General features: G+C 65.2%; 19 protein-coding genes. 12 read left to right on the top strand and 7 right to left on the bottom strand.

Annotated elements, in window-relative coordinates; genetic code table 11:
- Positions 1–11: 11 nt before the first annotated feature.
- From GA0061098_RS01780 to GA0061098_RS01725, 12 genes are all read left to right on the top strand, one after another.
- The gene (locus GA0061098_RS01780) at positions 12–986 is read left to right on the top strand and encodes an NAD-dependent epimerase/dehydratase family protein (protein WP_091952751.1); all 975 of its coding nucleotides are present in this window, start codon (positions 12–14) and stop codon (positions 984–986) included.
- A gap of 1 nt (position 987) precedes the next feature.
- Positions 988–1,737 (top strand): SDR family oxidoreductase, encoded by a 750-nt coding sequence (locus tag GA0061098_RS01775; protein ID WP_091952748.1) that lies wholly within the window; start codon positions 988–990, stop codon positions 1,735–1,737.
- On the top strand, positions 1,734–3,170 hold the full coding sequence (locus GA0061098_RS01770; RefSeq protein WP_091952746.1) for an NAD(P)-binding domain-containing protein: 1,437 nt from the start codon (positions 1,734–1,736) through the stop codon (positions 3,168–3,170). Before GA0061098_RS01775 ends, GA0061098_RS01770 begins: the two co-directional genes overlap by 4 nt.
- 118 nt (positions 3,171–3,288) lie before the next feature.
- Positions 3,289–4,908 (top strand): ABC transporter substrate-binding protein, encoded by a 1,620-nt coding sequence (locus GA0061098_RS01765; RefSeq protein ID WP_091952744.1) that lies wholly within the window; start codon positions 3,289–3,291, stop codon positions 4,906–4,908.
- A gap of 28 nt (positions 4,909–4,936) precedes the next feature.
- Positions 4,937–5,971, top strand: a complete 1,035-nt coding sequence (locus GA0061098_RS01760) for an ABC transporter permease (RefSeq protein WP_091952742.1) — start codon at positions 4,937–4,939, stop codon at positions 5,969–5,971.
- Positions 5,968–6,816, top strand: coding sequence for an ABC transporter permease (locus GA0061098_RS01755; RefSeq protein WP_018315991.1), 849 nt, complete (start codon positions 5,968–5,970; stop codon positions 6,814–6,816). The genes GA0061098_RS01760 and GA0061098_RS01755 overlap by 4 nt, the downstream gene beginning before the upstream one ends.
- Positions 6,813–8,483, top strand: coding sequence for an ATP-binding cassette domain-containing protein (locus tag GA0061098_RS01750; RefSeq protein ID WP_091952740.1), 1,671 nt, complete (start codon positions 6,813–6,815; stop codon positions 8,481–8,483). Before GA0061098_RS01755 ends, GA0061098_RS01750 begins: the two co-directional genes overlap by 4 nt.
- Positions 8,484–8,624: 141 nt before the next feature.
- Positions 8,625–10,226 carry an ABC transporter substrate-binding protein gene (locus GA0061098_RS01745; RefSeq protein ID WP_091952738.1) on the top strand — a complete coding sequence of 534 codons (1,602 nt, stop codon included), beginning with the start codon at positions 8,625–8,627 and terminating at the stop codon, positions 10,224–10,226.
- A gap of 17 nt (positions 10,227–10,243) precedes the next feature.
- On the top strand, positions 10,244–11,185 hold the full coding sequence (locus GA0061098_RS01740) for an ABC transporter permease (RefSeq protein ID WP_091952736.1): 942 nt from the start codon (positions 10,244–10,246) through the stop codon (positions 11,183–11,185).
- On the top strand, positions 11,182–12,105 hold the full coding sequence (locus tag GA0061098_RS01735) for an ABC transporter permease (RefSeq protein ID WP_091952733.1): 924 nt from the start codon (positions 11,182–11,184) through the stop codon (positions 12,103–12,105). Before GA0061098_RS01740 ends, GA0061098_RS01735 begins: the two co-directional genes overlap by 4 nt.
- A 15-nt stretch (positions 12,106–12,120) precedes the next feature.
- Positions 12,121–13,110, top strand: a complete 990-nt coding sequence (locus tag GA0061098_RS01730) for an ABC transporter ATP-binding protein (RefSeq protein WP_091952732.1) — start codon at positions 12,121–12,123, stop codon at positions 13,108–13,110.
- Complete coding sequence (locus tag GA0061098_RS01725; RefSeq protein WP_091952731.1) at positions 13,107–14,099, top strand: ABC transporter ATP-binding protein; 993 nt, start codon at positions 13,107–13,109, stop codon at positions 14,097–14,099. The genes GA0061098_RS01730 and GA0061098_RS01725 overlap by 4 nt, the downstream gene beginning before the upstream one ends.
- Before the next feature lie 90 nt (positions 14,100–14,189).
- On the opposite strand, the gene GA0061098_RS01720 is transcribed toward GA0061098_RS01725, so the two are convergent.
- The 7 genes from GA0061098_RS01720 to GA0061098_RS01690 form a co-directional block, all read right to left on the bottom strand.
- Positions 14,190–14,477 carry a YciI family protein gene (locus tag GA0061098_RS01720; protein WP_091952730.1) on the bottom strand — a complete coding sequence of 96 codons (288 nt, stop codon included), beginning with the start codon at positions 14,475–14,477 and terminating at the stop codon, positions 14,190–14,192.
- A 73-nt stretch (positions 14,478–14,550) separates the two neighbouring features.
- Entirely contained in the window at positions 14,551–15,525 is a 975-nt protein-coding gene (locus GA0061098_RS01715) for a sugar ABC transporter substrate-binding protein (protein WP_165637094.1), read from the bottom strand.
- 41 nt (positions 15,526–15,566) lie between these two features.
- A complete protein-coding gene (locus GA0061098_RS01710) occupies positions 15,567–16,544 on the bottom strand; it encodes an ABC transporter permease (protein WP_091952728.1) in 978 nt (325 codons plus the stop codon).
- Positions 16,541–17,491 (bottom strand): ABC transporter permease, encoded by a 951-nt coding sequence (locus tag GA0061098_RS01705; protein ID WP_091952727.1) that lies wholly within the window; start codon positions 17,489–17,491, stop codon positions 16,541–16,543. The genes GA0061098_RS01710 and GA0061098_RS01705 overlap by 4 nt, the downstream gene beginning before the upstream one ends.
- Positions 17,484–19,007: a sugar ABC transporter ATP-binding protein gene (locus GA0061098_RS01700; RefSeq protein WP_091952726.1), complete on the bottom strand. Its 1,524-nt coding sequence runs from the start codon at positions 19,005–19,007 to the stop codon at positions 17,484–17,486. The genes GA0061098_RS01705 and GA0061098_RS01700 overlap by 8 nt, the downstream gene beginning before the upstream one ends.
- 10 nt (positions 19,008–19,017) lie before the next feature.
- Entirely contained in the window at positions 19,018–20,412 is a 1,395-nt protein-coding gene (locus GA0061098_RS01695; protein ID WP_091952724.1) for an FAD-linked oxidase C-terminal domain-containing protein, read from the bottom strand.
- 58 nt (positions 20,413–20,470) lie between these two features.
- Positions 20,471–21,355, bottom strand: a complete 885-nt coding sequence (locus GA0061098_RS01690) for an intradiol ring-cleavage dioxygenase (RefSeq protein WP_091952722.1) — start codon at positions 21,353–21,355, stop codon at positions 20,471–20,473.
- Between the last annotated feature and the right edge of the window lie 6 nt (positions 21,356–21,361).

Here is a 21,361-nt window from a genome sequence, read left to right as displayed (position 1 = left end):
GATCGCGCGCGATGAGGATCGTCATCTTCGGCGGCACCGGCTTTGTCGGCCTCAATCTCGCCGAGGTACTGCTCGCGCGCGGGCATGAGGTGACGTTGTATGATCGCGCGCCGCTGCCGCCGACTGCGCAGCGATCGCTGGCCGATTGTCGCGAGCGGCTCAAGGTCGTTCAGGGCGACATCACCGATGCGGAAGGCATCGATGCTCTCATTGCCGGGGGCTGCGATGCGATCGTGCTGGGCGCGGCAGTTACGGCCGGTGAAGAGCTCGAGCGGGTGTCGACTGCGCGCGTTCTCGAGATCAACGTGATGGCGCAGATTCCGATCCTGCAAGGCGCGATCCGCCATGGTGTTCGCCGTGTCGTCAATCTCTCGTCGGCGTCGGCTTATGGCGCTGCGGGCCAGCGCGTCACGGTGCTCGACGAGGAAACGCCCTGCGATCCCGTGTCGTTCTACGCCATCAGCAAGTTCACCTCGGAGCGCTCCGTGGCACGCCATGCCGAGCTCTTTGGCGGCGACTTCCTGAGCGTCCGTCTGAGTGCCGTGTTCGGTCCATGGGAGCGGCCCGGCTCCGTGCGGGACACGCCGAGCCTCCAGTTTCAGATTCTGGCAGCGTTCGCGCGTGGCGAGCCAGCCCTCTTGCCGGGTCCGGGAATGAAGGACTGGACCTATGCGCCGGACGCCGCGGAGGCCGTCGCACTGCTGATCGAAGCCGAGCGGCCGCGCCACCGGCTTTACAACATCTCCAGCGGTGCGGCCTGGTCGGCGCTGCAATGGGGCGAGGTCTTTGCGGCGTTGCATCCAGGGCTGGCGTGTCGGCTCGCGTCTCCCGGAGAGAAGACCTTCATCAAGCTCCACGGCGGGGATCGGGCGCCGATGTCGGTCGAGCGGATGGCCGATGAGTTCGGCTGGCGCGCCCGGTTTGCTTGCGCGGAGTCGGCCGCTGCGATGAGCGCTTGGTGGATGCAGCACAAGGATGGGATCTGACATGCGGCTGCAGGGGCGCACGGCCATCATCACCGGGGCGGGCTCGGGCATCGGCCGAGCCAGCGCAAAGCTGTTCGCTGAGGAGGGCGCGCATCTCGCTCTGGTCGACCGCGATGCCGCGGGACTTGAAGAGACTTTGCGCTTGGTGGGCGATGCCACGACGCATATCGGCGACGTCGGCGATGCCGCATTCGCCGAGACCGTCGTAAGCGATATCGTGTCCCGGCACGGCCGGCTCGACATCCTGATGACGGCGGCCGGATTCTCCGTCGGCGGCACGGTGCTGACGACGAGCCTGGACGACTGGGACGCCGTGTTCCGCACCAATGTCGGGGGCACCTGGCTGTGGGCGCGGGCCGCGGTGCCGCAGATGCAGCGGCAGAACAGCGGCTCGATCATCACGCTGGCGTCGCAACTTGCGATCGCCGGCGGCAAGGGCAACAGCGCCTACATCGCCGCCAAGGGCGCCATCGTCAGCCTGACGCGGACGATGGCGGTGGATTTCGCGACTGACGGCATTCGCGTCAACGCGATCGCGCCGGGTGCAATCGATACGCCGATGCTTCGCCGCAGCTTTGCCCGGCACGCCAACGCGGACGAGGTGCGCGAAGCCTCCCGCAACCGCCATGCCATGAAGCGGTTCGGTGTAGCCGAGGAGATCGCGCAGACCGCGCTGCATCTGGCGAGCGATGCATCCTCGTTCACGACCGGCACGGTGATGGTGGTCGACGGAGGTTGGCTCGCGGCATGAGTGGTGCGCTGACAGAGCTCGAAGCGGGCATTCGCGCCGATCTCGCCAGGATCGCGCATCCCGGCGCCGCCTGGCTCGAGCCGAAGATGGGCCCGGACGGCAAGCCTGCGCTGGACGTGCTCATCGTCGGCGCCGGCCAATCCGGCGTGGCCATCGGCTTTGGCCTGATGCGCTCCCGCGTCGGCAACATCCTGCTGCTCGACAAGGCCGCGGAGGGGAAAGAGGGCCCGTGGCTGACCTATGCCCGCATGCCCACGCTGCGCAGCCCGAAGGACTATACGGGGCCTGACCTCGATATCCCGAGCCTGACCTATCAGTCTTGGCATGAAGCCCGCTTCGGCAAGGAGAGCTGGCAGACGCTCGACCTGATCCCGCGCGGCCATTGGGCCGACTATCTAATCTGGTTGCGGCGCACGATAGACCTACCCGTGCGCAACGGCTGCGAGCTTCTGGAGATCGCGCCGGCGGCCGACGGCCTGCTGACTGCCGTCGTGAAGAGTGCCGATGGCGTCGAGACGCTCCATGCGCGCAAGATCGTGCTGGCGACGGGGCAGGAGGGCATGGGCAGCTGGATGATCCCCGAGCCGCTGCGCGATCTTCCGGCACGCTCGGTCGCAACCGTCGCCGACGATATCGACTTCGAAAACCTTCGCGGCAAGCGCGTCGCCGTGATCGGTGCCGGCGCATCAGCGTTCGACAATGCGGCAACGGCGCTGGAGGCGGGTGCTGCGGAAGTGCATCTGCTCTGCCGCCGGGCCCAGATCCAGGTGATCCAACCTTATCGCTGGCTGACCTTCCGCGGCTTCCTGCGTCATCTCAGCGATCTCGATGATGCCTGGCGCTGGCGTTTCATGCGCAAGATTCTCGAAATGCGGGAAGGATTCCCGCAAGCAACCTATGACCGCTGCGCGCGTCACGCCAATTTCATATTGCACGAAGGCGCGCCAATCGAGGCTGCGCGTGAGACACGCGAAGGGGTCGAATTGCAGACGCCGCGCGGCATCATCGCCGCGGATTTCGTCATCTGCGGCACCGGCATCGACATGGACTATTCCGGCCGCGGCGAGCTGCGCGCCTTTGCCGGCAATATCGCGATCTGGGCCGACCGCTACCAGCCGCCGGACCACGAGCGCAACGCGCGGCTCGGCCGCTTCCCGTATCTCGCCGACGATTATGCCTTCACCGAGCGTGTGCCGGGAAAGACGCCGTGGATCTCCGACATCCATCTCTTCGCCATCGCCTCGACCATGAGTTTCGGTCCGTCGGGGTCGTCGATCAACGCGATGACGACCGCAGTGCCAAAGCTGGTTCATGGCCTGACGCGCGGCCTGTTCCGCGCCGATCTTGCGCGGCACTGGGCCTCGCTCAGCGCCTACGACGTGCCGCAGGCCGTGGTCACGCGGCCTGCGCGAAACAGTGGGGAATTGCGATGATCATCCATGCGCCGCCGCGACGAAGCGTCCGCAACAGCGCTCCATGAGACTGGCGCGCAACTTGCTTCTTTCTTAACCTGCCTTGCTGGCGTTGTTGTCGAAATCTTGGGGAAAACGAATGCGTTTTGTGTCTTTCAGGCCGGCGTCCTCCGTGCTCGCCGCCACCGCGCTGTTGCTCATCGCCACCGCGCCTTCGCAGGCGCAAACCCGGGCGGAGACGCTGCGCTATGTCACCGGCGCATCCGTCAACACCCTCGATCCCAACATTCCCGGCTCGACCCGCGAATCCTTCGCGCTGAGCATGAGCACCTACGACCGGCTCGTGGCGTTCGGCCGCAAGCAGCTCAACGGCAAATGGGTGTTCGACCTCGACAAGATCACCGGCGAGCTCGCCGAATCCTATGACGTCAGCCCCGACGGGCTGAAGCTCACCTTCCGCCTGCGCAAGGATGCAAAATTCCAGGACGGCTCGCCGGTCACGGCCGAGGACGTGAAATGGTCGCTCGATCGTTGCGTCACCGCGCCGATCCTCGGCAAGGCGCAGCTGCTCACGGGCTCCCTGACGTCGGCCGATCAGTTCAAGGTGATCGATCCCCTCACCATCGAGGTGACGCTCCCCAAGCCCGACAAGCTCGCGCTGCCAAACTTGGCCACCGTCTATCCCATGATCATCAATTCGAAGGTGGCGAAGGAGCACGCGACCGCGGATGATCCCTGGGCCACCGCCTGGCTGAAGGAGCACACCGCCGGCAGCGGTGCTTATGTGATCGAGACGTTCAAGCCGGGCGAGCAGGTGATCGTCAAGCGTAACGAGGCCTGGAATCGCGGCTCACCCGACAAGCCGGCGTTCTTCAAGCGCGTGATCATCCAGTCGGTGCCGGAGCCGGCGACCCGCGCCAATCTGGTCGAGCGCGGCGATGCCGATCTCGTGGTCGATCTCCAGGCCAGCGACGTGCAGTCGTTGGAGGCCAAGGGCAAGCTGAAGGTGATCTCGACACCGCAATATAATTCGATCACCTTCGTCTCGATGAACAACCAGATCCCGCCCTTCGACAACGTCAATGTCCGCCGCGCCGTCGCCTTTGCGCTGCCCTATGACGACATGTTCAAGGCCGCTCTGTTCGGTCGCGGCGCGCCGCTGTTCGGTGCGAGCTGGCCGGACGGCAAGCCGCTGAACGGCATCTATCCGTTCCAGCAGCCCGTCAAGATCGATCTCGACAAGGCCAGGGAATATCTCAAGGCCGCCGGGCTCCCCGAGGGCTTCTCGACCACCTTCAGCTTCAATGTCGGCCAGGCCTCGACCGCCGAGCCGATGGCGGCACTGGTCAAGGAGTCGCTCGGCAAGATCGGGATCAAGGTCGACATCCAGAAGCTGCCGGATGCGCAGATGTCGACACAGATCAACGAGAAGAAGCTGCCCTTCTACACCGAAGGCATCGTCGCCTGGCTGCCGTCCACGGACTACTTCTACCGCAACTTCTACACCGGCAATCAGCGCTGGAATTACAGCTCGATCAACAACCCGGACCTTGCCGCGATCGCGCAGGAAGCCCGCTTCGAGCCGGATAAGGCGAAGTACGAGGAAGCAGGCCGCAAGCTCAACGCGATGCATTTCGATTTGATGCCGCAAATCATGCTGTGGCAGCCAAACCAGGATGCGGTAATGGCGTCCTCGATCGAGGGCTACACCTACGAGTTTCACCGCCAGGTCGACTATCGCGATGTCAGCCGCAAGTGATAGCGTCAGACGAAAGGAGCCCTGAAAGGTGATGACCGGTCTCGGCGCAACGATGGTGCGGGCGGGCAGGCGGCTGTTGTCGTCGCTGCCGGCGCTGTTCGGTGTGTTGGTCTTCACTTTCCTCCTGATGCGCGTCCTGCCCGGCGACCCCGCGGTGTTCTTCGCCTCGGGGCCCAATGCCGGCAAGGAGGAGATCGAGCAGATCCGCAAGCAGATGGGGCTCGACAAATCGGTGCCGGAGCAGCTCGTGTTCTATCTCTCCGACATCGGCCGCGGCAATCTCGGCCGCTCCATGATGACCGGGCAGCCGGTGTTGAAGGATCTGCGCGAGCGGCTGCCGGCCTCGCTCGAGCTCACCTTCACCGCGCTGCTGATCGCGCTGATTGCGGCGGTGCCGCTTGGCGTGCTCGCGGCCTTGAGGCCGGGATCGGTCGTCGACCACGGCGTGCGGCTGTTCTGCGCGCTCGGCGTCTGCGTGCCGACCTTCGTGTCGGGCCTGCTGCTGATCTACGTCTTCTACTATCTGCTCGGGCTTGCACCCGATCCGACAGGGCGGATCGACGTCTTCACGTCGCTGCCGCCGCAGCGCACCGGATTTCTCTCGATCGACTTCCTGCTCGCCGGCGATATCGAGGGATGGTGGGCGGCCTGCAAGCAGCTGATCCTGCCGGCAGTGAGCATGGCGCTGTTCGTGATCGCACCGCTGGCGCGGATCACACGGGCCTCGATGCTGGTGTCGCTCGGCAGTGACTTCGTGCGTACCGCGCGCTCGGTCGGGCTGTCCTGGCGCAAGGTGGTCGTGACCTACGCGCTGCGCAATGCGATCCTGCCCGTGATCACCATCGCCGGCATCGTGTTCTCGACCATGCTGGGCGCCAATGTGCTGGTGGAGAAAGTGTTCTCCTGGCCCGGCGTTGCCTCCTACGCGCTCGATGCTCTGCTGTCCTCCGACTATGCGCCGGTGCAGGGCTTTGTGCTGCTGATGGCCAGCCTGTTCGTGCTGGTCAACCTGGTCGTGGACATCTGCTACGGCATCGCCGATCCCAGGGTGTCGATCGGATGACCAGCGCAACTCTCCGCCATTCGGTCTGGATCCTGCGCGGCAACCCGCTCACCGCCGTTGCCGCAACCGGCGTGCTTCTGTTCGTGCTGGTCGCGATCTTCGGACCGTGGATCGTGCCTTACGATCCCGTGGCCTCCAATGTCTCGGAGGCATTGCTGCCGCCGAGCGCGGCGCACATCGCCGGCACCGACCAACTCGGACGCGACGTGTTCAGCCGTCTCATCATCGCCGCGCGTCTAGATCTTGCCATTGCGGTCTCTGCCGTCGGCATCTCCTTCGCGATCGGTGCCGTGGTCGGCTCGTTCTGTGGCTATGCCGGTGGCCGGCTCGATCGCGGCGTCGGCCGGTTCGTCGACGTGATGATGGCCTTTCCACTGTTCGTGCTGGCGATGGCGATGGTCGCAGCCCTCGGCAACCGGATCGAGAACATCGTGATCGCGACCGCGATCATCAATCTTCCCTTCTACATCCGTTTCGCGCGGGCCGAGGTCAATGTCCGGCGTAACGTCGGCTGGGTCGAGGCGGCGCGGGCCTGCGGCGAGAGCCATTTCTCGGTGGTGCTGCGCTTCCTGCTGCCGAACATCCTGCCGGCGATGGCGGTGCAGATCTCGCTCAACCTCGGCTGGGCCATTCTCAACGCCGCGGGCCTGTCCTTCATCGGTCTGGGCGTCAAGCCGCCGACGCCGGAATGGGGCATCATGGTCGCGGAAGGCGCGCGCTTCATCTCGACCGGGCGGTGGTGGCTGGTCGCATTTCCTGGCCTGGCGCTGATGATGGCCGTGCTGTGCTTCAATCTCCTCGGGGACGGGATGCGGGACATTCTCGACCCCCGCATGCGCACATGAGCGAGGCGCTGCTCAGCATTGACGACCTCCACGTCGCGTTCTCGACGCGACGTGGCATGGTCGAGGCTGTGCGCGGCGTGACGCTCACGGTCGAGAAGGGCGAGATGCTCGGCCTCGTCGGCGAGAGTGGCTCGGGCAAGTCGGTGACCGGCTTTGCCACGACGCGGCTGCTCGACGCAGCAGGGCGCGTCACCGGCGGCAAGATCCTGTTTCGCGGACAGGACGTGACCAAGCTCAGGGGCGATGACCTCCGTCAGCTCCAGGGCGCCGCGATGTCGATGATCTTCCAGAACCCGCGGGCGGCGCTCAATCCGATCCGGGCCATCGGCCTGCAGATCGCGGACGCGATCCTCACCCATAAGCGGATCTCGAAAGAAGCCGCGCGGGGCGAGGCGCTGGACTTGCTGCGCGCCGTTCAGATCCGCGAGCCCGAGGCGCGGATGAACGCCTATCCGCACGAGCTCTCCGGCGGCATGTGCCAGCGCGTCATGATCGCAATCGCGATCTCCTGCAATCCCGCGCTGCTGATCGCGGACGAGCCGACCACCGGCCTCGACGTCACCACCCAGAAAGTGGTGATGGATCTTCTGGCGGATATCGCCGCCGCGCGCGGCATGGCCACGATCCTGATCACGCACGATCTCGGGCTCGCGGCGCGCTATTGTCGCCGCATCGCCGTGATGGAGCGTGGCCGCATCGTCGAAGAGGCGAGTCCCAGGTCGCTCTTCAGCGCGCCGCAGCACGCTTATACCAGGCGTCTGGTTGCGGCATCGCCGACCGCGACGTCCCGTATCGAAGACCTCGTGACGGAGGAGGATCGGGAGCGTTACGCGACTGTCGTCAGCAAGCCCCGAGCGGAGCTCGTGCACGGCACGCCGCCGCTCCTGGAAGTGCGAAAACTGGCAAAACGCTTCGACCAGGGCTCTGCTGCGGTGGCCGACTTCTCGATGACGATGGCCGGCGGCGAGAGCGTCGGTCTCGTCGGGGAGTCCGGGTCCGGCAAGAGCACGACGTCGCGGATGATCTGCCGCCTGATCGACCCGAGCGAAGGCGACATCGTGTTCGACGGGCATTCGATCGGTTACGTGGCCTCGCGCGACTTTCACCGCTCGCGCTTGCGCAAAGACATCCAGATGGTGTTCCAGGATCCGAACGAGAGCCTCAATCCGCGCTTTACGGCCTTCGATTGTATCGCCCACCCCCTGCTGCGGCTTGGCGGCATGCGCGCGGGTGAGGCGCTGCGCGAACGGGTGGAGGAATGCGCCGTGCGGGTGGGGCTGCCGCTGGATCTGTTGCCGCGGTTTCCGCACCAGCTCTCCGGCGGCCAAAAGGCCCGCGTCGGCATCGCCCGCGCCATCGCCTGCCGGCCGCGGCTCCTGGTGCTGGACGAACCGACGGCCGCGCTCGATGTCTCGGTGCAGGCGGTTGTGCTGCAACTGCTCGATCGCCTCAGGCGCGAGAACGACATCGCGCTGCTGTTCGTCAGCCACGATCTCAACGTGGTGCGTATGCTCTGCGACCGCACCATCGTGCTGCGCAATGGCGGAATCGTCGAGCAGGGCGAGAGCCGGGCGCTGTTCGACAATCCGAAGACCGACTACACGCGCAAGCTGGTCGAGGCCATCCCGCATATCGAGACCGGCGAGATGCTGGCGGCAGCTCTGTGAGGCTTGGGCCGGCCCAAAAGACGTTGAGATCCCGCTGGCGAAGGTCCGGTTAGTGGCATACCATTTGCACGCCAACGGGTTCTGGTTTCACCTGCTCTTGGCCAACGATGGCCGGCATCACGGCATTACTGGGAGGACTTCATGGATCGCAGGACCGTATTGAAGGGACTGGCTGGCGCGGGCGGTCTGGCATTGACGGGCCTCTCGGCCCCCGCGATCGCGCAAGGCGCATCAGCCCGCACCCTCCGCTTCGTGCCGCAGGCCAATCTCGCCAATTTCGATCCGATCTGGGGCACGCAATATGTCGTGCGCAATGCCGCCGCGCTGGTCTGGGACACGCTTTACGGCATCGACGCGCAGCTGCAGCCGCAGCGGCAGATGGTCGAGTCCGAGGAGACTTCCGACGACGGCAAGATTTGGACGTTCAAATTGCGGCCGGGCCTCAAGTTCCATGACGGCGAGCCGGTGCTGGCCAAGGACGTCGTTGCGAGCCTGTCGCGCTGGGCTGCGCGCGATCCGATGGGCCTGATGATCATTGCGATCCAGCAGGAATTGACCGCCGTCGACGACCGTACCTTCAAATGGGTCTTGAAACAGCCCTTCCCGAAAATGCTCTACGCGCTCGCCAAGAACAACGCGCCGTGCTCCTTCATCATGCCCGAGCGCATCGCCAAGACCGATCCCTTTAAGCAGATCACGGATTATGTCGGCTCGGGTCCGATGAAATTCGCCAAGGGCGAATGGGTCCCCGGCGCCAAGGCCGTGTTCGAGAAATTCGCAGACTACGTGCCGCGGCAGGAGAAGGCCTCCTGGCTTGCCGGCGGCAAGCAGATCCTGGTCGATCGCGTGGAATGGATCGTGATGCCGGATCCGGCCACCGCGGCGGCCGCATTGCAGAACGGTGAGGTCGATTGGTGGGAGAATCCGATCGCCGATCTCGTACCCGTGCTGAAGAAGAACAAGAACATCAGCGTCGACATCGGCGATCCGCTCGGCAATATCGGCTCGTTCCGAATGAACCATCTGTTCGCGCCGTTCAACGACGTGCGGGCGCGGCGCGCGGTGCTGATGGCGCTCAGCCAGGAAGATTATATGCGCGCGATCGTCGGCGACGACAACGCATTGTGGAAATCGCTGCCCGGCTTCTTCACGCCGGATACGCCGCTCTACAGCGAGTTGGGCGGCGAGATCCTGAAGGGCAAGCGCGATTTCGACGCGGCCAAGAAGCTGCTGGCCGAAAGCGGCTATTCCGGCCAGCCGGTGACTTGTCTGGTGGCGCAGGATCAGCCGATCACGAAGGCGCAAGGCGACGTCACCGCGGATCTCTTGAAGCGGCTCGGTATGAATGTCGACTTCGTCGCGACCGATTGGGGCACGGTCGGCTCCCGCCGGGCGCAGAAGACCCCGCCCGGGCAGGGCGGTTGGAACATGTTCCACAGCTGGCATGCCGGCGCCGACTGCATCACGCCCGCCGCCTACACCGCCATCCGCGCCAATGGCGAAAAGGCCTGGTTCGGCTGGCCCAATAGTCCGAATACCGAGAAGGAGATCACGACCTGGTTCGACGCCAAGAATCTCGAGGAAGAGAAGGCGGCGATCGGGCGGGTCAACAAGGCGGCGCTCGAGGATGTCGTCTATGCGCCGACCGGCTTCTTCCTGACCTACACGGCCTGGCGCAAGAACGTCTCCGGCATCACCAAGGGGCCGCTGCCGTTCTTCTGGGGCGTGTCGAAGTCTGCATGATCGTGCGTTGAGGCCAGATGCTCTCCTACATCCTCCGTCGCATCGTCGCGACCCTGCCGGTCATGGCAATCGTCGCGCTGTTCGTGTTCAGCCTGCTCTACATTGCGCCGGGTGATCCCGCCGTGGTGATCGCGGGCGACCAGGCGAGTCCGGAGGATGTGGAGCGCATCCGCCAGAGCCTCGGTCTCGATCGTCCCTTCCTGGTCCAGTTCGGAGGCTGGGTCTGGCGCATCCTGCACGGCGATCTCGGCACGTCGATCTTCACCAATCTGCCGGTCTCGGCGATGATCGGACAGCGCCTCGGACCGACGCTGTCGCTGATGATCGTCACGCTGCTGCTCACGATCGTGGTGGCAGTGCCGCTCGGCGTGGTGGCGGCCTGGAAGGCCGGCAGCCTGATCGACCGCGTCATCATGGGCTTTGCCGTGTTCGGATTCTCGCTGCCCGTCTTCGTGGTCGGCTACATCCTCGCCTACATCTTCGCGCTCGAGCTCGAATGGCTGCCGGTGCAGGGCTATACGCCGCTCACGCAAGGCTTCTGGCCGTGGCTCGAGAACTTGATCCTGCCCGCGATCGCGCTAGGCTGCGTCTACATCGCCCTGGTCGCGCGAATCACGCGCGCCGCCATGCTCGAAGTCCTGCAGCAGGATTATATCCGCACCGCGCGCGCCAAGGGGCTCGGGCAGGGCGGCATCCTGTTCATTCACGCGCTGAAGAACGCGGCGGTACCGATCGTCACCGTGATCGGGATCGGCATCGCGCTGCTGATCGGCGGCGCGGTGGTGACCGAGAGCGTGTTCGCGATTCCCGGCCTCGGCCGGCTCACGATCGACGCCATCCTGCGCCGCGATTATCCGGTCATCCAGGGCATCGTCCTGCTGTTCAGCTTCGTCTACGTCCTCGTCAATCTGATGATCGACGTCATTTATACACTCGTTGACCCGAGGATCCGCTATTGACCGACACGACCGTCAATCCGCAAGCGCTCCCGGCCGGCCTTGTCCTTGCGCCACAACTGCCTGAAATCCTGCGGCCGGTCACGATCCGGCGCGGCTTCATTGGGTTCTTGCGCGGCCATCCGACGGTCGCGATCGGTGGCGCGCTGCTGCTGGCGCTCGTCCTGATCGCGATCTTTGCGCCCTATCTCTGGACGGTCGACCCGACCGCGCTCGCTCCCGCCAAGCGGACCCGGGCGCCGTCGGCCGATTTCTGGTTCGGCACCGACGTGCTCGGCCGCGACATCTACTCGCGCGTGCTGTTCGGTGCGCGGGTCTCGCTCACGGTCGGCCTGTCGGTCGCGATCTTCGCATCCGTGGCCGGCCTTGCCATCGGCATGGTTTCCGGCTTCATCCGCTGGGCCGACGGCATCCTGATGCGCTTCATGGACGGGTTGATGTCGATTCCGCCGATCCTGCTGGCGATCGCGCTGATGGCGCTGACGCGCGGCAGCGTCGGCAACGTCATCCTCGCCATCACCGTTGCCGAGATCCCGCGCGTTTCGCGGCTCGTGCGCAGCGTGGTGCTGTCGCTGCGCGAGCAGCCCTATGTGGATGCCGCGGTCGCCTGCGGCACGCGCACGCCGATGATCATCCTCCGCCACATCCTGCCCAATACGCTCGCGCCGATGCTGGTGCAGGCGACCTACATTTGCGCCAGTGCCATGATCACCGAGGCGATCCTGTCCTTCATTGGCGCCGGCACGCCGCCGACCATTCCGTCCTGGGGCAACATCATGGCCGAGGGCCGCGCGCTGTGGCAGGTCAAGCCCTACATCGTGTTTTTTCCGGCGGCCTTCTTGTCCGTCACCGTGCTCGCGGTGAATTTGCTCGGCGACGGCCTTCGCGATGCGCTCGATCCGCGCATGGCCAAGCGTCTCTGACCGGGGTTGATCGCGATGGCGCTGCTCGAAGTCGATAACCTCCAGACTCATTTCCGCACCCCCGGCGGCATCAACCGCGCGGTGGACGGGGTGTCTTTCCATGTCAACGAGGGCGAGACGCTGGCTATCGTCGGTGAATCCGGCTGCGGCAAGTCGGTGACATCGATGTCGCTGATGCGGCTGATCCCGGAGCCGCCGGGCAGGATCGCAGGTGCGATCCGCTTTGCAGGGAGAGACCTGCTGCAACTCTCCGATCGCGAGATGCGCGCGATCCGCGGCAACGACATCTCGATGATCTTTCAGGAGCCGATGACCAGCCTCAATCCGGTGCTGACCGTCGGCCGCCAGATCCGCGAGACGCTGATGATCCATCAGGGCCTCGACAAGCAGGCCGCCGAGGCACATGCGGTCGAGATGCTGACGCTGGTCGGCATCCCCGAGCCGAAACGCCGCGTGCGCGAATATCCGCACCAGCTCTCCGGCGGCATGCGCCAGCGCGTGATGATCGCCATTGCGCTGGCCTGCAATCCCAAGCTTCTCATTGCCGACGAGCCGACCACCGCTCTCGACGTGACGATCCAGGCGCAGATCCTGAAGCTGATGCTGGACCTCAAGCGACGGGTCGGCGCGGCCATCATCCTGATCACCCACGACCTCGGCGTCGTCGCCGAGATCGCCGAGCGCGTCATGGTGATGTATGCCGGACGCAAGGTCGAGGAGGCACCGGTTGCGGAACTGTTCCGCTCGCCGCGTCATCCCTATACGCAGGGCCTGCTTGGCGCGGTGCCGCGGCTTGGCTCGTCGCTCACTGGCACGGCAAGACGCCTCGCCGAAATTCCCGGGCAGGTGCCCGATCTCAGAAAGCCGATCACCGGCTGCGTCTTTGCCGGCCGCTGCGCGCTTGCGACCGATCTCTGTCGTCAATATGCGCCGGGGCTCGAAGAGAAGGGCCCTCGTCACGTCGCCGCCTGCCACTATGCGGCCAAGGGAGCTGTCGCGGCATGAGCCCTCCGCTGCTCCAGGTCAACGACCTCAAGAAGCACTTTCCGGTCAAGTCCGGCCTGTTCGGCCGCAAGTCCGAATTCGTCTATGCGGTCGACGGCGTCTCCTTCGAGATCGCGCGCGGTGAGACGCTCTCGCTGGTCGGAGAGTCCGGCTGCGGCAAGTCGACGGTCGGGCGCGCCATCTTGCGGCTGTTCGACATCACCGCAGGCCAGGTCATCCTTGATGGCCAGCGGATCGATGACGCACATCCGGGCACGATGCGCCAGATGCGCCGGCGCGTGCAGGTGGTGTTCCAGGATCCGTTCTCCAGCCTCAATCCGCGCATGCGGGTGCGTGACATCCTGGCCGAGCCAATCCGGAATTTCGGCCTCGCCAAATCCGCCGAAGATCTCGAGGTCCGCGTCACCTCCCTGATGGACACCGTGCGCCTGCCGCGCGAGGCGCTGAACCGCAGGCCGCACGAATTCTCCGGCGGCCAGCGCCAGCGCATCGGCATTGCCCGCGCGCTCGCGGCCGAGCCCGAACTGATTGTGTGCGACGAGGCGGTCTCAGCGCTCGACGTCTCGGTCAAGGCGCAGATCGTCAATTTGCTGCAGGATCTCCAGAGCGAGTTTGGCCTCGCGTTGCTGTTCATCAGCCACGACCTCGCGATCGTCGAGCACATGACCCACCGCGTGGCCGTCATGTATCTCGGTAAGATCGTCGAGATAGCGCCGCGCCGAGAGATCTTTGCCGCGCCAAGGCATCCCTACACCAGAGCGCTGCTCTCCGCGGTGCCGCTGCCCGAGCCCGGCGCCCAGCGCAATCCGATCATCCTCAAGGGCGACGTGCCGAGCCCGATCAATCCGCCGAAGGGATGCCGCTTCCACACCCGCTGTCCGTTGGTGTTCGATCGCTGCCGGGTCGAAGAGCCGGTGCTTCGCGCAACTGGGACCGAGCAGTGGGTGGCCTGCCATCTCGAAGACGGAGCTGTGGCGACGAGCGGCTGAAGGGGGAGATTCGCGCCGGAAATTCGTCAGCAAAAACAACCCCATTCTACTGTGCATGGGGTTGTTTTCGCATTTTTGATTTGGCCGGCCTCAACCCTGCCGGCGCAGGAAGCCCGTGATCGTCACCTTTTCCCAGATGCCGGCCGCGGCAAAGGGGTCGGCGCGGTTGAAGGCCTCGACGTCGTCACGGCCGGGCGCCTCGATCAGGAACAGGCTGCCGATCATGGTTTGACCATCGTCGGAGACGAGCGGCCCCGACATCACGATCTTGACGCCGAAGCGCGAGGTGTCGCTCAGGAACGCCTTGTGGGCATCGTAATTGGCGAGCCGGGTCGGCAGCGCGCCGGCGCGGTCGACGGCATGAATGGCGAACAGCATGGTGGTCTCCGTTTCTTAGCTCGGTTCTTGGGACGGCCGCCGCGACGGCCGTCCGAGATTGTCGTGAATGCGACTACTTCGCGCTGAGCTTGCCGGCATCTTCGAAGGTCGGGCAGGTCCGCTGCTCCAGCGGCACGTCGAAGGGCCCAAAATTGTCCTTGGTGATGACGGTCGGCTTCAGCACGATCTCGCTGATGACCGGCTGATTGCGCAGGGACCGGATCGCCATCATGGTGCCGAGGCAGCCTTGCGCAAATCCGTTGTAGTCGCCGCTCGCGAGCAGCTTGCCGGACTTGATCGCGTCGATCGCCTCCTTGGTGCCGTTGATGCCGATCACCTGGGCCTTGCGGTTGGCGCCGTCGAGGGCCTCGATCGCGCCGACCGCCATGGCGTCGTTGGCCGCTAACACGCCGTCGATCTGCGAGTTCGACTGCATCAGGTTTTCCATGACCTGGAGCGCCTGCAGCCGCTGATAGTTGCCGGGCTGCGACGCCAGCAGCTTTGCGCCGGGGGTCTCCTTCAGCGCGTCGTTGAAGCCGCGGACGCGGTCGACATTGGTCAGCGAGCCCTTGACGCCCTCGATGATGACGATGTTGCCCTTGCCGCCCAGCGTCTTGAGCAGGTAGCGCGCTGTCTCCAGGCCAAGGCTGTAATCGTCGGCGCCGACGAAGGAGAGGAACTTGCCGCCGGCAGAGCGGTCGGTGATGTTGACGACGGGGATCTTGGCTTCGTTGATCTTCTCGACACCAGGCACCATCGCCTTGTAGTCGACCGGCGTGAAGACGATCGCGCTCGGCTTCTTCACCACGACGTCCTCGATCTGGCTCAGCTGCTCCGGGATCGAATCCGGCTTGGTCGGGATGTACTGAAGCGTCTTTGCATTCAGCGTCTTTGCCATGTTGTCGGCGCCGACCCGCACCGTCTGGAAGAACGGGTTGGTCTGGTTCTTGGTGAAGACGGCGATGGTCTCGCCGTCGGCGCGCGCCTCGGTGGTGAACGCGGCCGCCATCAGCAGCGGCAGCGCAAGGTAAGCCAGTTTCTGTTTCATGTTGCCTCCATCCCTCATTTTGCTTGTTGGAACTCTAGAACTCATTGCGCGCGGCGGCGGGTCTTCATGTCGAGCCAGACCGCGAGAATGACGATGATGCCGGTGACCAGCGGCTGCCAGTTGGCGCTGACCGAGAGCAGGTTCATGCCGTTCAGCACCAGCGTCAGGATCAGCGCGCCAATGAAGGTGCCGAACACGGTGCCGACGCCGCCGAACAGCGAGGTGCCGCCGATCAGCACGGCCGCGATCGCCGGCAGCGTCAGGCTTTCGCCGATGTCGGCCTCGGCCGAATTGAGCCGCGACAGGAAGATGATCGAGGCAAGTCCCGCCATGGTGCCTGATACCGCGTAGACCAGCAGTAAGCGGCGCGCGACGGGAATGCCTGATAGCCGCGCTGCGACCGGATTGGCGCCGATCGCATAGATCTCCTGGCCCCAGATCGTGCGCTGCGCAAACAGCGTCCCGATCCCGAGGAACACCAGCAGCAGATAGATCGGGATGGGAAGGCCGAACAGATAGCCACTGCCGATCTGGCGGAAGCCCGCGGGGAAGCCGTGAAGGGTCTCGCCCGCCATGTACCAATAGGTGAGGCCGTTCAGCACCCAGAGCATGCCATAGGTGGCGATGAAGGAGGGGATGCGTAGCGCGGTGACCATGATGCCGTTGAGCAGGCCAACGATGCCGCCGCAGGCAAGCCCGGTGAGGATGCCGAGCGCGGGCGAACCGGTCTTGTGGATCACGGTCCCGGCGATGCAGGCCGACAGCGCAACATTGGCGCCGACGGAGAGATCAAGGCCGGCCGTCAGCACCACCAGCGTCAGGCCGGAGGCGATGAAGAAGGTCAGGCTCGCCTGCCGGAGGACGTTGAGGATGTTGCCGAGGCTGAGGAAGGAATCGCTGAGCACGGCGAGCACCGCGCAGATCAAGAGGGCCGCGAGCAGGCGATAGAACACCTGGATCGCATCCTGCGACAGGAATGAACGGGGCGGCATGATCGCCTCTTTGGTGATGTCGGTCATGCCCGGCTCCTGAGACCATCGAGGAACAGCGCGACGATGACGAGGACGCCGACGCTTGCGACCTGCACCGAGGACGGCAGCGAGATCAGGTTCAACCCGTTGCGCAACACGCCGACCGAGAGGACGCCGAGCAGGGTACCGAGCAGCCAGCCATTGCCGCGCTCGAACGAGGTGCCGCCGACCGCGACGGCGGCGATGGCATCGAATTCAAGTCCGAGGCCGGCGGTGGGGTGGCCGGAATTCATCCGCGCGGTCATCAACAGGCCCGCGATGCCCGCCATGGCGCCGCCGATCGCGTAGACCGCGATCAGCAGACGGTTCGGCGAGAGGCCGGCATAGCGCAGCGCCTCGCGGTTGCCGCCGAGTGCGAAAATGTAGGTGCCGAAGCGGGTATGATAGAGCAGGCCGTGAAACGCGGCGTAAGTCACGAGTGCCATCACGATCGGCACGGGAATGCCGAACAGCGTCGCCGAATAGATGTCGCGGACGCTGTGGGGGATGCCGACCACGCTCTGGCCGTCGCTGACGATCAGCGACAGGCCCTGCGCCATGCCGAGCGTACCGAGCGTCGCAACGAAGGGCGGAATGCCGAGGATCGCCACCAGCCAGCCGTTGGCGAAGCCGAAGGCCGTGCCGACCAGCAGGCCGGCGCCTAAACCGAGCAGCATCGATTTGGTCGCGAGCGACACGATCGCGACGCAGAGGGATGTGAGGGTCAGCACCGCGCCCATCGACAGGTCCAGGCCCTCCGTCATGATGATCAAGGTCATCGGCAGGGCTAGCATGGTCAGGATGGTCGACTGCACCAGCACGTTGGAGAGGTTGGCGACCGACAGGAAGCCGGGCGCGATCACGCTGAACAACGTGATCAGGAGCACCAGCACGATGGCAACGCCGGGAATGCGTTGCAACGGATTGGGCTGTGAAACGACCGCGGCCTCACGCATGATGCATCCCCAGTCGCACGATGTTCTCCTCGGTCAGTTCGTTGCGGTTCAGGTGGCCGGCGATGCGCCCCTCGCGCATCACATAGGCGCGGTCGCAGACATGGCAGATCTCGACCTGCTCGGACGAGATCATCAGTGCCGCCGCGCCTTCCGCGACCAGGCGGTCGATCAGCGCAAAAATCTCGGACTTGGCGCCGATGTCGATGCCGCGCGTCGGCTCGTCGAAGATGAAGAGCTTTGAGCCGGCCGCCAGCCATTTGCCGATCACGACCTTCTGCTGGTTGCCGCCGGAGAGCAGGCCGACGGTCTGACGGGCGCTGGGCGTCGCGATCCTCAATTGCCGGATCAGGGCATCGGAGGTGCGCTGCGCACCGCGCTGGTCGAACAGGCCGCTCGGGAACAGCTTTCGCAGCGCCGACACCACCAGATTGTCGCTCACCGAGCGCAGCAGCGCGAGACCTTCGCTCTTGCGGCTCTCTGGGATCAGCGCGATGCCGCGGCGGGCGGCAAGGTCCGGCTCGCCGGAGATGGTCTTGCCGTCGAAGATGATCTCGCCGGCGCTGACGGGATCGGCGCCGAAGATGGCGCGCGCGACTTCGCTGCGGCCGGAGCCGACGAGGCCACACAGGCCGACGATCTCGCCCCGTCGCACCTCGATGTTGATGTCGGAGATGCCGGTCGAGGCGGTCAGGCCCTTGACCTCGAGCAGCAGCTCACCGGGCTTGTCGGCAAAATTGCGCGGATAGGTCATGTCGACGTTGCGGCCGACCATCATGCGGACGAGCTGGTCCGGCGTGACGTCGGCGGGCCGGACGCCGTCGATGCGCCGGCCGTCGCGCAGTACCGTGATACGATCGCCGAGTGCGAACACTTCGGCCATGCGGTGCGAGATGTAGACGATCGACACGCCGTCGGCCTTCAGCCGTGCGATCAGGGCAAACAGCAGCTCCGTCTCGCGGTCGGACAGCGCCGCGGTCGGCTCGTCCATCACGAGGATGCGGGCGTTCTGGCTGATCGCTTTTGCGATCTCGACCATCTGCTGCTGCGCAACGCCAAGCTTGTCGACAATGGTGGAGGGATCGATGTCGAAGCCGATGGTATCGAGCACGCGCTTTGCGTCAGCCAGGATCTTGCGGCGGTCGATGGTGCCGGGGATGTGGCCTTTCGGCTCGCGGCCGAGGAAGATGTTCTGTGCGATATCGAGATAGGGGACCAGCGAGAATTCCTGGAAGATCACGGCAATGCCGAGCTTCTGCGCATCCGCGGTCGAGGAGATCGCGACCTTCTTGCCCTCATAATAGAACTCGCCGGCGTCGGCGCGGTAGGCACCGCACAGCACCTTCATCAGGCTCGACTTGCCGGCGCCGTTCTCCCCGAGCAGCATGTGGACTTCGCCGGGGTAGACGGCAAAGGACACGTCATCCAGCGCCTTGACGCCGGGAAACTCCTTGCTGATGCCGCGCAGTTCCAGCAGCGGGGTGGGCGAGGTGACCTCGATCGGAAGCGCGTCGCTCATGCCTTGTCACTCATGCCGTGGCTCCGCTCGCAAAGATCTTTCCGGGGTTCATCAGACCATTCGGATCGAGCGCGGCCTTGATGGATCGCATCACATCGACGGCTTCGCCAAGCTCGTCGGTGAGATAGCCGATCTTGCCGAGTCCGATGCCATGCTCGCCGGTGCAGGTTCCGTCCATGGCGATGGCGCGGGCGACCATGCGGGCCTGAAGCGCCTTGGCGCCCTCGGTCTCCTCGGGCTGAGCCGGGTCGATCAGGATCAGCATGTGGAAATTGCCGTCGCCGACATGGCCAACAATCGGTGCGGTAAAGCCGTGCTCGTCAGCGTCGCGCCGCGTCTCGGTCAGGCATTCCGCCAGCCGCGAGATCGGCACACAGACATCGGTGATCACGGCGCGTGCGCCGGGCCGGAGGCCCAGGCCCGCGTAGAGCGTGTTGTCGCGGGCGTGCCAGAGCCGGCTGCGGTCTTCCGGTGCCTTGGCCCAGGCAAAGCCGTGGCCGCCATGGTCGTCGGCGATTGCCTGCGCGGCTTCGGCCTGCTCGGCGACGGAGGTCTCGGAGCCGTGGAATTCGAAGAACAGGGTGGGCGCTTCGCGATAGCCGAGCTTGGCGTAGGCATTGATGCCGCGCATCATGACGTCGTCGAGCAGCTCGATGCGCGCCACGGGGATCGCGGACTGGATCACGGAGATCGCGGTATCGACGGCGTCGTGCAGGGTGTCGAAGCTGCAGACCGCGGCCGAGATCGCCTGGGGCACCGGATGCACCTTCAGCGTGATCTCGGTGATGATTCCGAGCGTGCCCTCCGCGCCGACGAACATGCGCGTCAGGTCGTAGCCGGCGGCCGACTTCCGCGCACGCTTCGCGGTCCGGATCACGCGGCCGTCGGCCAGCACCACCTCCAGCGCCATGACATTGTCCTTCATCGTGCCGTAGCGCACTGCCATAGTGCCGGAGGCGCGCGTGGAGGTCATGCCGCCGATCGAGGCATCGGCGCCGGGGTCGATCGGGAAGAACAGGCCGGTATTGCGCAGCTCCGCATTGAGCTGCTTGCGGGTGATGCCGGGCTGCACGACGACATCCATGTCGCTGTCGTGCACGGTGAGCACCTTGTTCATGCGCGCGAAGTCGAAGCAGACGCCGCCCGCGACCGAGGCCGCATTGCCTTCGAGCGAGGTGCCGGCGCCGAACGGGACGATCGGCATGCCCGCGCTCGCGCACAGCTTGACGATCTCCGCGACCTCCTGCGTGGTCTCAGGGAAGACGACGATGTCAGGCGGCAAATTGCGATAATGCGACTCGCTTTGCCCGTGCTGATCGAGCACGCCGCGCGCAACGCTCGCGCGCGGGCCGATCATGCCCGTGAGGCGCTCGGCCAAGATGCTCGTGCTGACCCGCGGTCCCATCCTCAGCTCCCGTCTGCTCCCTGTTGCCGGACTCTTGCTGGTCCGTCGCCGCTCTAGCTTAAGCGGCTCTTGCGTTGCTCGCGACCTGCTTCAGGCCGAAATCATAGTTGAGATGGAAATACTCGCTGTCCACCATGCGACCATCCGGCGCACGGCCGGCCGGATGCCTGGCGAATTCGCGGATCAGGCTGTCTTTGACGCCGAACACGACGTCCGAGTCGAGATACTGGTCGCCGGCGACGAACACGTGTGTCACAAGCTGCTCGAAGCCGGGCGCGGAAATCATGAAATGCACGTGCGCCGGGCGCCAGGGATGGCGGCCCTGCGCCTCCAGCATCTCGCCGACCGGGCCGTCATGCGGAACGGGATAGGCGGCCGGCTTGATCGACCAGAAATGGAATCTGCCGTCGGCGTCGGTGTGGAAGCGCGCGCGCATCGCGAGATCGCCGATGTCGTCGAGCTGCTGCACGTCGTAATAGCCGTCATCGTCGGAGTGCCAGACATCGACGACGGCGCCCGCAAGCGGTTTGCCGTCGACGGTCGACACCGAGCCGGTGACCAGCATCGGATCGCCCTCCATCGGACCGGAGATATCGGCGCCGCTGTCCTTCTCCGGCGCGGCCTGGACGAAGAACGGGCCGAGCACCGTGGTCTCGGTCGCTCCCTCCGGCACCGGATGGTTGATCGCGTCGACCAGCATGGAGACGCCGAGCGTGTCCGACAGCAGGATGAACTCCTGGCGCTTGTCGTCGCACATGTGCCCGGTGCGGGTCAGGAAATCGATGCCGAATTCCCATTCCTTCTGGGTCGGCCGCACCTCGCGGACGAAGGCATGAAGGTGCCGCACCAGCGCTTCGCTGACTTGCTTGATGCGCGGATCGGTTGCGTCCTTGATCCGCTCCAGCACGGCGTCGGTGATCGTGTTCTCGTTGAAATTGCGCATATGTGC

Source organism: Bradyrhizobium shewense, assembly GCF_900094605.1.
GTDB lineage: Bacteria > Pseudomonadota > Alphaproteobacteria > Rhizobiales > Xanthobacteraceae > Bradyrhizobium > Bradyrhizobium shewense.
Note: the sequence above shows the minus strand (reverse complement) of the source record. Positions and strands in the feature narration are given on the sequence as shown.

Coding starts and splice junctions, on each gene's coding strand:
- GA0061098_RS01780 (WP_091952751.1), top strand. CDS start 12: ATGAGGATCGTCATCTTCGGCGGCACCGGCTTTGTCGGCCTCAATCTC.
- GA0061098_RS01775 (WP_091952748.1), top strand. CDS start 988: ATGCGGCTGCAGGGGCGCACGGCCATCATCACCGGGGCGGGCTCGGGC.
- GA0061098_RS01770 (WP_091952746.1), top strand. CDS start 1,734: ATGAGTGGTGCGCTGACAGAGCTCGAAGCGGGCATTCGCGCCGATCTC.
- GA0061098_RS01765 (WP_091952744.1), top strand. CDS start 3,289: ATGCGTTTTGTGTCTTTCAGGCCGGCGTCCTCCGTGCTCGCCGCCACC.
- GA0061098_RS01755 (WP_018315991.1), top strand. CDS start 5,968: ATGACCAGCGCAACTCTCCGCCATTCGGTCTGGATCCTGCGCGGCAAC.
- GA0061098_RS01750 (WP_091952740.1), top strand. CDS start 6,813: ATGAGCGAGGCGCTGCTCAGCATTGACGACCTCCACGTCGCGTTCTCG.
- GA0061098_RS01745 (WP_091952738.1), top strand. CDS start 8,625: ATGGATCGCAGGACCGTATTGAAGGGACTGGCTGGCGCGGGCGGTCTG.
- GA0061098_RS01740 (WP_091952736.1), top strand. CDS start 10,244: ATGCTCTCCTACATCCTCCGTCGCATCGTCGCGACCCTGCCGGTCATG.
- GA0061098_RS01730 (WP_091952732.1), top strand. CDS start 12,121: ATGGCGCTGCTCGAAGTCGATAACCTCCAGACTCATTTCCGCACCCCC.
- GA0061098_RS01725 (WP_091952731.1), top strand. CDS start 13,107: ATGAGCCCTCCGCTGCTCCAGGTCAACGACCTCAAGAAGCACTTTCCG.
- GA0061098_RS01720 (WP_091952730.1), bottom strand. CDS start 14,477: ATGCTGTTCGCCATTCATGCCGTCGACCGCGCCGGCGCGCTGCCGACC.
- GA0061098_RS01715 (WP_165637094.1), bottom strand. CDS start 15,525: ATGAAACAGAAACTGGCTTACCTTGCGCTGCCGCTGCTGATGGCGGCC.
- GA0061098_RS01710 (WP_091952728.1), bottom strand. CDS start 16,544: ATGACCGACATCACCAAAGAGGCGATCATGCCGCCCCGTTCATTCCTG.
- GA0061098_RS01705 (WP_091952727.1), bottom strand. CDS start 17,491: ATGCGTGAGGCCGCGGTCGTTTCACAGCCCAATCCGTTGCAACGCATT.
- GA0061098_RS01700 (WP_091952726.1), bottom strand. CDS start 19,007: ATGAGCGACGCGCTTCCGATCGAGGTCACCTCGCCCACCCCGCTGCTG.
- GA0061098_RS01695 (WP_091952724.1), bottom strand. CDS start 20,412: ATGGGACCGCGGGTCAGCACGAGCATCTTGGCCGAGCGCCTCACGGGC.
- GA0061098_RS01690 (WP_091952722.1), bottom strand. CDS start 21,355: ATGCGCAATTTCAACGAGAACACGATCACCGACGCCGTGCTGGAGCGG.